This window comes from Nostoc sp. (assembly GCF_036917515.1).
Classification (GTDB): Bacteria; Cyanobacteriota; Cyanobacteriia; order Cyanobacteriales; family Nostocaceae; genus Nostoc.
This window is the reverse complement of the sequence record NZ_JBALDE010000093.1, coordinates 1-14724: the sequence shown is the minus strand read 5'-3', so window position 1 is coordinate 14724 and position 14724 is coordinate 1. Positions and strand designations below refer to the sequence as shown.

At 40.4% G+C, this 14724-nt stretch carries 11 protein-coding genes and 1 pseudogene; 5 read left to right on the top strand and 7 right to left on the bottom strand.

Going from position 1 to position 14724, the window contains the following annotated elements; all coding sequences use genetic code 11:
* Positions 1-97 precede the first annotated feature (97 nt).
* A complete protein-coding gene (locus V7K89_RS10935) occupies positions 98-1180 on the top strand; it encodes an MraY family glycosyltransferase (RefSeq protein ID WP_335186998.1) in 1083 nt (360 codons plus the stop codon).
* A gap of 299 nt (positions 1181-1479) precedes the next feature.
* Here the strand turns inward: V7K89_RS10935 and fabG are convergent, their stop codons facing one another.
* A complete protein-coding gene (gene fabG / locus V7K89_RS10930; protein ID WP_335186996.1) occupies positions 1480-2226 on the bottom strand; it encodes a 3-oxoacyl-[acyl-carrier-protein] reductase in 747 nt (248 codons plus the stop codon).
* A 654-nt stretch (positions 2227-2880) separates the two neighbouring features.
* Between fabG and trxA the strand changes: the two genes are divergently transcribed.
* Both trxA and V7K89_RS10920 read left to right on the top strand, forming a co-directional pair.
* Positions 2881-3198 (top strand): thioredoxin, encoded by a 318-nt coding sequence (trxA, locus tag V7K89_RS10925; RefSeq protein WP_335186994.1) that lies wholly within the window; start codon positions 2881-2883, stop codon positions 3196-3198.
* 367 nt (positions 3199-3565) lie between these two features.
* A complete protein-coding gene (locus V7K89_RS10920) occupies positions 3566-3730 on the top strand; it encodes a hypothetical protein (RefSeq protein WP_335186992.1) in 165 nt (54 codons plus the stop codon).
* Between the two features lie 389 nt (positions 3731-4119).
* Here the strand turns inward: V7K89_RS10920 and V7K89_RS10915 are convergent, their stop codons facing one another.
* From V7K89_RS10915 to V7K89_RS10900, 4 genes are all read right to left on the bottom strand, one after another.
* Positions 4120-6039, bottom strand: coding sequence for an iron uptake porin (locus tag V7K89_RS10915; protein WP_335187068.1), 1920 nt, complete (start codon positions 6037-6039; stop codon positions 4120-4122).
* A gap of 655 nt (positions 6040-6694) precedes the next feature.
* On the bottom strand, positions 6695-7210 hold the full coding sequence (locus V7K89_RS10910) for a hypothetical protein (protein WP_335186991.1): 516 nt from the start codon (positions 7208-7210) through the stop codon (positions 6695-6697).
* Positions 7211-7464: 254 nt separating this feature from the next.
* Complete coding sequence (locus V7K89_RS10905; RefSeq protein WP_335186989.1) at positions 7465-8223, bottom strand: isoprenyl transferase; 759 nt, start codon at positions 8221-8223, stop codon at positions 7465-7467.
* 23 nt (positions 8224-8246) lie between these two features.
* Positions 8247-9182, bottom strand: a complete 936-nt coding sequence (locus tag V7K89_RS10900; protein ID WP_335186987.1) for a ferritin-like domain-containing protein — start codon at positions 9180-9182, stop codon at positions 8247-8249.
* A gap of 430 nt (positions 9183-9612) precedes the next feature.
* Between V7K89_RS10900 and V7K89_RS10895 the strand changes: the two genes are divergently transcribed.
* Complete coding sequence (locus V7K89_RS10895; RefSeq protein ID WP_335186985.1) at positions 9613-9744, top strand: hypothetical protein; 132 nt, start codon at positions 9613-9615, stop codon at positions 9742-9744.
* Positions 9745-9847: 103 nt separating this feature from the next.
* On the opposite strand, the gene V7K89_RS10890 is transcribed toward V7K89_RS10895, so the two are convergent.
* A complete protein-coding gene (locus V7K89_RS10890; RefSeq protein WP_335186983.1) occupies positions 9848-10528 on the bottom strand; it encodes a Uma2 family endonuclease in 681 nt (226 codons plus the stop codon).
* Positions 10529-10751: 223 nt separating this feature from the next.
* On the opposite strand from V7K89_RS10890, the pseudogene V7K89_RS10885 reads away from it, so the two are divergent.
* Positions 10752-13136: pseudogene (locus V7K89_RS10885) on the top strand (tetratricopeptide repeat protein).
* Positions 13137-13178: 42 nt separating this feature from the next.
* On the opposite strand, the gene V7K89_RS10880 reads toward V7K89_RS10885, so the two are convergent.
* Positions 13179-14564 (bottom strand): M15 family metallopeptidase, encoded by a 1386-nt coding sequence (locus V7K89_RS10880; RefSeq protein WP_335186981.1) that lies wholly within the window; start codon positions 14562-14564, stop codon positions 13179-13181.
* Positions 14565-14724: the final 160 nt, after the last annotated feature.

Sequence of the window (14724 nt, the reverse complement as noted above, 5' to 3'; positions counted from 1 at the left end):
CTCTCAAGCGGCTCAAGTTACAAATGGAAATAAAAAAATTGATTAATATACAGGTGATGCTCATATTAGATACAGGCAGTAATGCTTGAATTGGGAGATGAATCTAGACAACTCCCTTAAGTCCCTTGGTATTGCCGACCCTAGCGGCACCGGCTGGTTGGCAGTAGTATTTACGTTCCTCTTGGCTTGCCTTGTAACTTGGCGTTTAATTCCGACAGTACGCAAATTCGCCTTGCGCGTAGGTTGGGCTGACCAACCCAACGCCCGGCGACTCAACCGAGAACCTTTACCCAATGCAGGCGGACTGGCTATCTACGCGGGTGTGATTGCCGCACTGGTATTAGCTAGCCTTTTACGACCGATCGAACTCCAAAACGTATTGGCTCAGGTACTCACTATTCTGTTGGGGGGTTCGATATTAGTTCTTGTGGGCTTTATTGACGATCAGTTTGGCTTACCGCCCTCTGTGCGATTGTGGGCACAAATTGTCACGGCACTTTTGCTCGTAGCTAATGGCATCAGCGTCAAAGTCCTGTTTGGCACTCCCATCGACTCGCTTCTGTCCATGTTACTAACAGTACTATGGGTAGTAGGGATTACCAACGCCATCAACTTGATGGATGGTATGGATGGTTTGGCAGGAGGAATCAGCTTTATTACCGCCATGAGTTTGTTGGGTGTTGGTGCTCAATTTAACAATCGTGCTGCGGCAATCTTAGTACTAGCAGCATTGGGAGGTGCTGCGCTGGGATTTTTGCGCCATAATTTCCATCCATCACGAATTATTATGGGTGATGCCGGAGCATACTTTTTTGGCTATGTGCTGGCAGCAACTAGTATTTTAGGCAAACTGCAACAAAACACAGTTTATGCACTAATTCCCACGGTTTTATTTCTATTATTGCCGGTGCTAGACACTACTCAAGTATTTGTGCGACGGCTACTAGCAGGAAATAACCCTCTGAGTACTCCTGGCAAAGATCATCTGCACCACCGCTTACTTGCTTGGGGACTCTCCCAGCGCCATGCTGCATTTACCCTTTGGTCAATTACCTTAGTTTTCAACTTGCTAGCGATGAGAATACAAGGTATGAGTTTGGCTGTGATGCTGACAACCGCCAGTAGTATTATCCTGCTTTTGGGCTTTACAGTCTGGCAAAGGATACGCCAACAGTCCTAGTACCGCATGGCAAAAGTCAAAAGTCAAAAGTCAAAAAGCTTATATAGCACACTTTTTGGCGATTTGGAATGGGTGGTTTATTTACACCGTAGTACTAGTTGCTTGTAGGGTGAGAGCTTAAGTTAAATTGTCTTGCAACCAAGCTACTAAATCTCCTGCTGTGGAAAAGTTGATTTTGAAGTTGAAAACTCGATTAACGAGAGTGAACTACTTGAAATAAAATCGGTGCGTTACGCTTTCGGCGTAACACACCCTACAAAATATTGCTGTAGAGAGGTGATTAATCGTCTCTTTACTATTTAGGTCATTACCATGCCGCCATCGACGTTAAAAACTTGTCCAGTGATGTAGGCTGCGGCGGGATCGGCAGCGAGGAAGCGCACCATCCCAGCGACTTCTTCGGGCTGACCGAAGCGACTGAGTGGGATGTATTTGAGAATATCTTCGGGATTATTGAGATCGCTAGTCATGTCGGTGGTGATGAATCCAGGGGCGACAGCGTTAACGGTGATACCGCGAGTAGCGAGTTCTTTGGCAACACTTTTGGTGAAACCAATTACACCTGCTTTGGCGGCGCTGTAGTTTGATTGACCTGGGTTGCCGATTTGCCCAGCAACAGAGGTAATGTTGATAATCCGCCCTGATCGCTGCTTTAGCATGATTTTACTGGCAGTGCGTGTACATAAGAAAACACCAGTTAGATTAAGGTCTATCACAGCTTGCCAATCTTCTGGCTTCAAACGCAAAAGTAGTGTATCGCGGGTAATACCTGCGTTGTTGACCAAAATATCCACACGGCTGAACTTTTCCATAACGGCGTTAACTAGTGCGTCTACTTGATCGCTTTTAGAAACGTCAGCTTGGATAGCGATCGCCTGACCTCCCGTATCTGTAATTTCTGTAACAACTGCCTCAGCAGCGGCACTTGAACTAGCATAATTGACAACTGCGATCGCTCCTTGGGCGGCTAATTCAATTGCGATCGCTCGGCCAATTCCTCTTGATGCACCTGTGACAATTGCGACTTTATCTTGTAATAGCGTCATTTAATGTTCCTCAATCTTAGAAATACCGCGCTAATTATCTTATGGCGATTTCGGGAACATCTAAATATTGTCTGAATAATATCTAACTCTTGGAAGGTGACAATCTTGCTGTCATGCTGAAAGTTAGATAGCTAATAGATAAAGTTATACGTCGTATTTAGCTAGATATAGCTATGCTGAATCAAACACGCAAAAACAAGATTCCCGACTTCATAAAAGTTATCGAGAATCTGCGATTTACAATTCTCACAAATCAAATAAGATTCCTATATAACTCGAATAACAATAATTAACGTTTTACTCTAATTAAATATCTATAGTTACTTCTCTGTAAATAAATGAATAAGTTTAAGTAATATATTCGCCTAACTGGATAGACTAGAAAGTGTTGCATCTACAGCCTTCCTAAACATCACTCTTGTGAAAGCCTCTATAATGATTTGGTCGAACGTGATAATAAATACATATTTAATTCAAATGCATAAGCTAACATAATATACGTATTTTATTATAATTATTTAAGATTTTTGGTTGGCAAATCATCCTAATATTAACTAATCTAATCTTTTACTAACAAAAACCCGTGAACCTATACCGATTTTATTTTTTAAGAACTACTATTGAAACAAACAATTGAAAATCGGTGTGTGTCACATGGCAACGAAAAAGCAATTTAACAGTTTTGAAGATATGCTGTCTGCTTCTGATGTACCTGTATTAGTAGATTTTTACGCTGACTGGTGTGGCCCCTGTCAAATGATGGTGCCAATTTTAGAGCAAGTCAATGCCCAACTTAAGGAGCGCTTACGGATTGTCAAAATTGACACAGAGAAATACACAGATTTGGCTACTCAGTATAATATTGCTGCTCTCCCAACCTTAGTATTGTTTAAGCAGGGTCAACCTGTGGATCGGATAGAGGGAGTGATGCAAGCACCGCAGTTAGTGCAATATCTACAAACAAAGGTTTAATAACACTTAGAATTTTGATTTTGGTTCTTAGAGGCGCGAAATATCGCGTCTCTTTCAATAGATAGATAATAATCTGCGCCCATATTAATCTAATCATTGTTTGGTTGAACTTTTAGGAGCTATAAGACTCCTATTTGATTGCGTGAAAAAACTCTGTATAACTAAGGCTGATTCCCTACTCTCAGCCTCTGGCGCTTGTGCTGTACTTTGAGTACCACGCAAATAAGTTTAAAAATCAAATCGGATTGCGATAAACCTTAAGCAAATGTTAAGCATATTTACTTATATATCTAGAGAAAGTAGTTCAGAAATTGAAAAGACTATATTGTATAGATATAACAAAACATATTGACAAGTAAAACCATATATGAAAAGAAAGCAGCAAAGACTTGAGAAAGCCTATATTTGGGCGAATATTGATTTTGATAAGGTTAAAAATAGAATAGATGCGGTGACTTGCCAGATTGAGCGGGTTATACAAAAGCACCACCTTTCAAATCAAACTGCTAAATTAGGTAAAAGAAATAATTAGGTTATCTGTGGGGCGATATCTACGATGAGCTACACCTACACAGTTTATTTTTAATGTAGCCCGCACTTTGGCCATTCGGTAAGCTCAGTCACCACCATAAACATCGCACTAGTTTTGCATAACAGATTTTGGGCGATGCGACTATATTTCTGTTAACAACCAAACAATATTATTCAAAAAACCTCACCGAATTTTTACGTATTTATTAGTTATTATTTTATCCTCGACACTCCATTTAAAAATGTGACTAATGGATAGCCACAGATTACTCAAATGTGGAGTCGAATTCTTTATTGTTGATTTATGCAAGAGGTCTACTGTAAACTTTGTTATCCAATCTCAAAATCCCCCAATTTCTTGGGGGATTTTGACTGCCTACTCCCAATCTCTTAAAACGTAAAAGTAGTCCGAAGTACACCTACAGTCGTAGTATCATTGTTGCTGTTACCTTCTGGGTTAAAGAGAACAAACGCACCAGGGGTAATGCTGATATTATCGCTAACTTGAAGGCGGTAATAGGCTTCTAGATGATAAGGAGTTGCCCGATTGTCGCCTGCGGGCGTAAGTTGAGCAGCACCACCAGTATCACTACGGAAAAGCGGCTGACCAAAAAGAATCCCGGCAGTATTTCCTGACTTGAATAAATCTTTAAAGTGAATTCCCGCCATCCAACTTGTAAAGGTGGTCGAAGCATCCACGGCATTGGAAGCAGCATCAACAAATATTGCTGCACCGTAGCCAGATAATGCTATTTTGGGAGACAATCGCCATGTTACCGTACCGCCAACAGAGTTGAGTGTGAGCGGTGTTCCAACTGCAACTCCTGATAAAGCACCGATATCACTACTAACTAATCCTGTAGCCAAAATATTGATTTCGTGATAACTGTGGGCATAGTTTAAACCAATATCCAGAGCAGAACTTGGCTTGAAGGTTAACTGTGTAGCAATAATACTACTACCACTGAATAAACCTGCTCCCAAAGGTGTAGTAGAAACTCCTGGTACTGCTTCATTAGCAGATTTTTCAGGTAAATTGGCATTTACACTGCCGTATAAAGCTCTTAAATCAAAGTTTGGCGAAATGTTAAAAATAAATCCCGCTGCCGATGCTAAACCAGTACCCGAAGTTCCACCAGAAACTCGTAGCACAGGATTCAAGTTGCCAAAACGAGATATTGACTCTTGTCCTTCACCATAAAAAGGTGTAATTACTGGGAAAGCATCTGATGTTTCTGCCGCGGTTCCCGCAAACAAGGTTAATTTATTAGCGACGGGAAAGACATACAGCAATTTATAAACCTGAATACTGTTTGCGCCAACACCCGACAAAGTATTGACATTTAACCCCGGAAATTGCGGCTCAAAACTGGTACGAGCGCTACTTGCACTTAAAAGTGGCGAAGCTAATCCTAAACTTTGTTGCAGGCTACCTTGTCCATCAGCTCCACCCAAAAAGTTATAGGCTTGCAATCCAGTAATTAATGAATCTTTACCAGTAAAGCTAGTGGTAAGATTTAACCGCACTCTATTGACTAGGATGATGTTCGGGTCATCTTGATTAGGAGCGCCACCAGTAGCACCAATACCAGCAATAATTGCCTCTCCAGTGAGTTTGGTTGTAGTAGAAAACCGATTTGCCTCTAGTTCTGCTGTGCGAGCTTCTACAGCATCTACTCGACCCCGCAATGTTGCCAATTCCGCCGCAAATTGTTCTTGTAGTTTCTGCAACGTGGCTAAATCTTGTTTATTGACCAAATCACCAGTTGCAGTTGCAATCAATTCGTTAATTCGGTCTAAACAAGCATTTAAGCCAGCAGCAAATTCATAGCGAGTCATCGCCCGATTACCACGATAGGTTTGATTGGGATAACCTGCGATACAACCATAGCGCTCGACTAAAGATTGGAGTGCCTGAAAAGCCCAATCATTCGGCTGTACATCAGACAACTGGGATACAGATGTTACTTGTGCAAGTTTGTATGAGGTTGTAGATGAACTTGCAGGTTGTGGTATGATTGGCTGCGACAAGTTAACAGCAGAATTTACTCCTATATCTTGAATTCTTTGCTGTTGATTGACTGAGGGTAAGTTTTTTTGAGTTTCATTAGCTATCAGCAATTTACTGGAAAGATTATTTGTTAAATTGCTTTGATGAGAATAATTCTTTTCATAGCTGCCGTCATTTTGATTAACAGCTACGTTTTTATCTGCAATTTTTAAACTAGGAAGGGCTTGCACAGGTGATAACCCGACAATTAAACATAAAAATCCCATCCCACTAGCAAAAGCTAGTAGATATTTTGCCATCATGACTCCCAACACCTATAAAATAGTGGAAAAATTCATTGCGATTTTAAAATGGATTGATAAGTAAATTTAAAGTAGATTTAGCAAGAGAGTCTTGTTAACTTTAAATTTTGGATATCAGGATTTTTTCTGAATTAACTTACCAAAACGTCAGCTTATATCGCAGGTATTAAATTCTAGTAAATACTATTTTCGGAAAGAATTAACAATACATCATATTGATAGTTTCTATAATCACGATAGCAATCCTGAATGGTTTTTGAACAACGCATTGCGTAAAATGCTTGATTCATAAACCTTACAAATTTTCTCTGTTCAAATATAAAAAAGAATTGCTATAAGTAAGTGGACAAAAATATTAGTCGTTGGGATAAGGCAGGGGACAGGAGGCAGGAGGCAAGATAAAAGAGGGTTTTAGCCTCGTTCATTTTTGTTAACATAGTTTGGTTTTATTCTGCCGACCTACTTATTGACAGAAGAATAATTTATATAAGTCTGATTTTGTGATATATGAATATAGGTATTGAGCCGAGGATTTCGGCTCAATACCTAATAAAGAATAATTGACTCAAAAAAATTAAGAGGCTGCGATCGCTGCTCAATTTGGGTGCAGGCTAAGATCGGAAGGAAAACGGTGGAAATAACTTTCAAGTATTTAATCCCACCAATAGGCAACAACCACCGCATCACAATCTTGCTGAACATCTTCACCCCATAGCGCTCCTTCCAATCTAGTTCTCAGTCGGCGCTTCAGGCGCAAACCATAATCTTCATTCGTGCCATCACTTACTTCTATTGAATCAGCTCGCCATTTTTTGCCCCAGTCTGAAAGCTGTGACACTTTTGTGTCTTGGTTCTCTGCAAGGATGTATAGTGTATCGGCAGGATAGGCAATGAAATGGATGATGCTGGTTTCAGGCATGGGACGATAGTTTGCCATTGCAAGTAGGGTCTCGACCATACCACCAAAGCTTAAACCGTTTTCATCTGGTGCAAAGATTGGTTTTGTGAACAGAAAGCTTGCCCATAGATTTCTGTGGTTGGAAAGGTCAGTAATCACTTCTTCGCCATCAAACTCATTGAACCGACGCTGCCAAACCAAGGCAGCAAAGAGTTCTTGAGGATAATAGGATTTTGCAATCAATTGGATTTTGCTTAAATCAAGCATCATATTTACGGGAAGTAATATTTTTAACAAAACATTTGTAACTACCCTTGCAGTTTATTTACCCACCGCCTGCTATTCTTATAGTTACTTCGGTCTGTCATAGCAGATAGATTATCCTCGATAATGTTTTATTTGTGAGCGCTCATATACCATCGTGGTAGTGTGGGTGCTTTTACTTTATCAAGAAAGGCAGAAGGCAGAAGGAATATTGCCCTCAGCCTCCTGCCTTCTTCACACGATGTCTAGTGTTTAGTACACTAAGCTGATAATGAAGCTTTGACTTGACCAAAACGGCGATCGCGATTTTGGTAACTCAACAATGCTTGATGAAATGCTTCTTGATTAAAATCTGGCCAAAGAATATCGGTGAAATACATCTCTGTATACGCCATTTGCCATAAGAGGAAATTACTCAATCGCATTTCACCACTGGTACGAATCAGTAAATCGGGTTCTGGAGTATCTGCCGTGTAGAGATGTTCTTCTATAAGACTTTCATTCACTTTTTGGGCACTGAGTTCGCCTTGTTCCACCAGTTGAGCCACTTGACGACAAACTCTAGCAATTTCGTTGCGGCTACCGTAATTGACTGCAACTGTAAAGTGGATTGCTTGATTGTTCAACGTCTCTATCATTGAACGTTCCATTTCTGTCTGTAGAGACTTGGGTAAAGCCGATAAATCTCCAATAAACGAGATTCGTACTTCTTCTTGATGCATCTGAGCTAACTCACGGCGTAGTAATCGCTCAAACAAATGCATGAGAAAATCCACTTCTTCAACGGGACGCTGCCAATTTTCTGTAGAAAAAGCATAAGCTGTCAACGCTTTGATTCCCCAATCTTTGCAGCAACGCAATAGTTCTTTGAGTGTCTTTGCTCCTTGGCGATGTCCAGCAATGCGTGGTAATCCTCGACTGGTTGCCCATCGTCCGTTACCATCCATGATCACAGCAATATGTTGGGGGATTTTTTGGGGGTTTAAATCGGTGGGTAATTTTGATTTGTCATTTGTCATTTGTGATTTGTCCTTTGTTTTGACTAATTAGTTTCAAATAAATTTTGTAGATAGTCTGGTGTGAGGCTATTGTTCCAACTCCACAAGCGATGCATTGTGTAAGTGAAGGTGAAAAAGAGAGTTATTTTGTTGGTTAATGACCAAGCATTCCAGTTGAGAGTACCCATCATCCGCCAAAGAGTACGCATGAGGTTGTTGCGTTGATAGTTTGGCGATCGCGTTTTGATTAGCGTGCGTCCAATTCGCATCAACCCAGTATCAGGGAAAGCCCAGACTCCAAACCCCCAGAATTTGGTCGTATGATTGATTTCATCCTGTGCTAGTTCCTCTAGAACATCCTGGAGTGCGCCAGTAGTGTGAGCCATGAGCCAAATATAAAGACAGGTAGCACCGTATTCTGTGGCAATGCGGTGTAAGCCGTGGCGATATAAGTCTTCCTTAGCGTTATCTGTAGGGAGATAGCTTCTAACAGTACGAAATTTTGGGGTAATTTTCTCGCCTGTTAATTGGGTGTAGATTTTGATTAATGCAGGTGTGTGCTGACGTTCTTCCTTTTCCCATAAACCAAGTTTTAGCAATTCGCCATCTTCATTGACAGTTCCACCAACAAACCGAGCCATCTGAGGATGCAATTTTTCCAAATACTGGCGACTTGTTTGGGTATAGCTGCGAATGGGAGCTTCTGTATCCATCGCACCGATCAATATAGATAGAAATACATTTGCGTCTAAGCCGATAATTTGATTGCGGTTAATTGTTTGCCAGTCGATAAGTTTCCAAGGACGCGGTTGAGGATTGGCAAACTGTAAGGGTAAATCTTGCAGACGCTCGTGTAGTTTTTCGACTGCAATATATTTATCTATGAGGGAACGAATACGGCGCTGTGTTTGCAAGTAATCAGGAATAGGATAGCTTTTACCTGCTAAGTCTTCTGCAATTGGGCTAAGGGTATTAAGCATATTTTTATACTTAAATTGTTATCTCTATGCCCAATAGCCTAAGCGATCGCACTTGCTTTTGTCAGTCGGCTGAAGTCGGCAGTTTTATCTGATTGAGTTGGAAAAGTCGGATTTGAATTGTGGTGATTTGATATCGATAGGACTTACGCACGAGTTACGGAATAACGAACCACAGAGGCACAGAGGGCACGGAGAAATCAGAGCTTGAGAGATATTTTGCGTAAGTCCTAATTGACAATGGGCTAATCAGATAAAAAGAAAAATTTAAAGTATCAAAAAAACTATGTACTTTTTAAGCTTTTCATACATATTTATATTGTCTTTACGAGTTATCTATAAAAATTAGAATTTTTGCTGAGGTGGTTTTCCCTTTCCAAGTTCATGATAGAAAACAGTCTTAGAGGCTATTTATTTAGAAGGAAGCAAGAAAATGTCTAAAACACCAAAGCCACCAAAACCACCCAAAGCACCTAAAATAACTAAAATAAAAGTTGTTAAAAGCTACATCAATAAAAATGGAACTGTTGTCGGCCCTTACATTAAAGGAATGCCTAAGATTTAACTAGTTATTTTTTTATATTAGCTATGTCAGCCCTCATCCTATATTTATAGGTGAGGGCTAATCTATTGTTAATAAAAAATATGAGCGATTGCCGCCTTATGCCTTACACTTCTGGCAGTTCCCCAAATTGTTGACGATAACGCTCAAGTTGTTTTTGCGCTAATTCGAGCTGTTCTTCTGATGTTTGATAGCGCTTTCCTTGTTGGTCATACCAATACAAAACCTGACGCTGTATATTACCAGATACGTATTGCGAACGCCCAATTCCCAAACCAATTTCTGGTATCCAAAAGGGTTCACCAATTTGCAATTGATAACTACCATCTACTAAGCGATAAACTTCAAAAGGTTGGTGACGGTCTCTTTGCCAATACTCTGGATTGTAAATAATGTAGTACAGTACACCTAACTTGGCATAAATGTCTAGTTTTTTATCGTATTCTCCACCCGGAGTTAAAGAGACAATTTCTAAAGCCAAGATAGGCACAATATTGTTTTCTTCCCAAACAACATAGCTTTTACGAGATTTACCTTCCTTGCGGCGTTCTACACCTAAGCTCAAAAATCCGTCTGGTACAATCGGCACAAATGGACTAACCCCTGTGGTATGGTAAACGCCCATATCCACACTGAAAAACCAGTCATTACGGTTTGCCCAAATGTATTGCAGCAAAAAGAGAAGCAGGTTGGGAATAAAATTCTGGTCTTCGTTATCCACAGGGGTATCGTCTGAACAAGGAAGTTCAGCACTACTAGGCAATTGACGGGGGTCTGATTTCACCATAAGTAATAATGGTGCTGATGTTACCTAATGAGTTTTATTCTAGAATACCTACCGTTGGCATAACAGCAATCCTTTCAACAACTTGTTGCTGAATTTTGAATAAAGTTTGCAAAAGTCGGGAAAAAAGTCGGATTTACAGAATCTTATCCGAAAACTTCAGCAACATAACTGTAGATTGATTTATAGTTGTCCTTAAAATCTGACCTACCCTCTTCGTTACACAATGGACGCCCAAGCAGCATTAGCATGGTTAGACGCCATAATTCCCCCTCAGACTGGGGAACGGTTGAGCGATTTGCAAAAAGTGATTCTTGTGCAAGTTTGGTTGGGTAGAAAATACTTGGATATCGCTGATTCTTACGGTTGTACGGAAGGACACGCCAAGGATGCTGGTTCTCAGTTATGGAAGCTGCTTTCTAAAGTATTGCGCGAAAAGATTACCAAAAGTAATTGTCGCGCTACTTTGGAACGGGTTCTGAGAAAAACTACTGCTATATCATCCAGTCTGATTGATTACTCCAGAACGCCCCAACCCATCCCAAAATTAGAGGATACCAATTTTATTGGACGAACAGAAGCGATCGCTCACCTGAATACTTTGGTAAATCAGGGATCGAAAGTGATTGTGATCCAAGGTGAAGGAGGTTTAGGCAAAACCACTCTAGCGCAGCAGTATCTTCATCAGGGGTTTGACTTGGTTTTAGAACTGCTGATGGCGAAGGAAACGCAGAATATCACCCCCGCCGAACGAGTAGTAGAGGAATGGCTCAAACAAGATTTCGATCAAGAACCTGGGGTAGAATTTGGGGTTACATTGGGACGACTCAAGCGCGAACTCCACAATCGGCGGATTGGGGTATTAATTGACAATCTCGAACCTGCATTAGATCGACAAGGTGGGTTGATTGCTTCTCACCGCAACTATGTAGAACTATTACGGGTGTTGGCTGATGCTAGAGTGCAATCTGTTACCTTGATTACCAGTCGCGATCGCCTTTGTGAACCTGGGCTAAATGTGAATCACTATCGGCTTCCTGGCTTAGATGAAAGCGTATGGTAACAGTTTTTTAGCAACCGGGGATTAGCTATCAACTCACCAACTTTGCAAATCATGCATCGCACTTATGGCGGTAATGCTAAAGCAATGGGAATTCTCTGTGGTTCGATTCTGGAGGATTTCGATGGTGACATGGTTCTTTATTGGCAAGAAAATCATGCCGATCCGTTAGCAGCAACCGACTTAAAAAATTTAGCAGTTAGTCAAATTAATCGCCTGCAAGCCCTCGATCCCCAAGCATATCGCCTGCTTTGTCGTTTGGGATGCTATCGTTACCAAGATATACCCACCATTTCATCTCAAGGATTGTTTTGTTTGCTTTGGGATGTCCCATCTGAGCAACATCGCCAAATTATCGCCTCGTTGAGAAATCGGTCTTTAGTGGAGTGCGATAAAGGTGAATACTGGTTACATCCGGTGATTCAAAAAGAAGCGATCGCACGTTTACGCCCCAGCAATGAATGGGAAATTGCCAACCACAAAGCCGCAGAATTTTGGACAATTAGTGTTAAACAAATTGAAACCTTTAAGGATGCTTTACAAGCTTTAGAAGCATATTATCACTACATAGATATTAATGAATTTGAGTTAGCAGGTAAAGTCATTTTAAAAAGCCGAAATAATCAATGGCAGCAGTTTTTACCTCTTGGAAGTACGTTGTACCGAATGGGTTTAATTCAACCGATACTTGCGGCAATTGAGCAAGTTGTTAACAATCTGGAAGATGACCAAAATCTCAGCGAACTTTATAATATATTAGGTGATTTATATTGGATAACAGGTAAAATTAGTCAAGCGATTGCTTGTCAAGAAAAGACTATTACTTTAGCAACGCAAGCACTCAAATCACTTGTACCTCAGCCAAAAAATAAACATACAGTTTACTATCTGAGGATGTTAGAGGTAGATTCTTTATTAAGTATTGGTCTTTACAAGATAGATTTGTGGGAACTAGAGGCAGCCGCAAAGCTATTTCAACAAGTGATTTATCTAGCTCAAAATACTGAGCATCATCGCTGGGCAGAAAAAGCTTCAGTCTGTTTAGCTTTAGTATATTCTTATTTAGGTTTGCGTGATGCCTCTTCTGCATTAGCAGATGTAGCTTATCAAAATATAATAAATGAAAAACTGGTAGAACAAACCGGAAGATTTGTCTATTTCATGCAAATTTTGGGTCAAACCTACGTCAATTTAGGCGAATTTTCCCAGGCAAATCAGATATTCTACCAAGCTTTGACTTTTGCTGAAGAAAGTCATTATATACAGGTAAAAGCAAAAACACTCAATGGTTTAGCAGAAATTCATCAACAACAAACAGATTTTGCATTAGCTCTTGTTAATCAGACAGAAGCAATCGAACTTTTAGATAAAATAGGTGCAAAGTGTGACCTAGCTGAAGCTTATTTTCAATTGGGTTTAACTTATCAAAAAATGGTAAAGCTTAATGAAAGTCAAATGAATTTTAATCGAGCAATTCAATTATTTACTGAAATAAAAGCTCCGAAGCAAGTCGAAAAAATTTCCACCTCGCTGCTCAAAGCTCTGTCATAGTAATATCAAGTCTGGCTAATCACTTACGAGAAAAAGAGAGGTCTATTTTTTCTTAGGTCTATACTTCCGAATTATTGGTAAAACTGTACTGCCGTATGTACCCTTGCGAGTATCAAAATGCTGAATATCTCCCGATGCTCCTGCTAAGTCTATACCACCCCAAGCAAAACCAGCATCTGTCATGGCAATAACAAACTCTTTTGGCATATTCAAAAAACCTGTTTTAGGGTCGCCTTTACCCCCACCAGAGTTAGGTGCAAAAGGTCGGTCTCCTCCGCTCTTAACTGGTAACGGTTTATTGTTTTCATCTTTACCACCAAGAATCAGATAATTATTCTTTATTTTATTTTGTACTTCTTTTACTTCTGCGTTTAATGTATCTTCATTTGGTGACATTGCATTGTCTGGGTGTAATCTCTGCCAATTATTCAATAAAAATTCTTTAAGTTTACTCTCGTCACTCATAAAGGCAAAATACTGTTTTTGTGCATCACTTTCTAATTTCAACTTATCGTAAGCATTACCTACTGAGTTGCCAAATCCACTTCTACCTTGTTTGATCGAATTGATAGATGAAGAAGTACCAAGCATAAAATTAGCAATCTCATCATAGGCTGTGGTTAACTCTTGATCGAGTTTTTGTTCGCCAGCTTCGTTGAGTATATAGGGATTGTGTAACACATCAAAATCAATTGCTAGCCCCCAACCATGCAAACTTTGTTTTCTTCTTAAGGTACTACTGACACCAATCTTATAATCATTTCCCAAAGCTTGTTTGATGTTTGGTTCAGCTTTCTGCAACATATCTATTAGTTCTGGATGTACCTGCTTAACAGATTGTCCCAAAAATGTCGTTTCTTTCAGTTCAGCCACACATTCATCGTAGCTATTTTTACCTAATTCTTGAGCCATCAAATCCCAAGGATCTTCCTGTTTGGCTGGTACATCTTCTCGTTGTATTATTTTTGACCCATCATCGGCGGCACTTTTTAGCTGCAAGGATTCTTGCATAGGTTGCACACTAGAAACGTGAAGTTGCCTTGGCAAAACCTGACGCATGACTTGATTCGCCGTCCAAGGTGTCACCATACGCATTATCCGGTCACAAACCCAGTCTGCTTGCTGTTTGTCAGGATCTTCTGGCTGCCCAACCATAAGTTTAGCTTGGGGACGACGCAAGGGTATGCGACTAATGTCGTGACTAAGGGGCTTTTCTTGGATAACTTCTGGCTCCAAAGATTGCTCATCAGCAGACTGCGCCTCTTGAAGGTCTGGTGCTACCTCAGTTACTGTTTGAGGCGGGACAGTATTGATTTGTGAGCCAAAGCCGCGTATTGGATTCGCCAGTGTGGGAATACCTGGGGAGGCAAGTGATGGATTCGTAAAAGTTGATGCGGCTGATTTATTGCGTCCAATTCGCTCGCTCATCTCACATTCTCAAGCTGATTTTTGAATCAAATTATACAATTTGTTTAATGGCGATCGCTATCAACTTAAGTAACCTGAGTTCGGGTTAAGCAGGTTGAGATAAAAGCCACTCCATCTGAAGGCTGGGTTTCTTAGGTTGATGGCAATAAGCGATTAATCC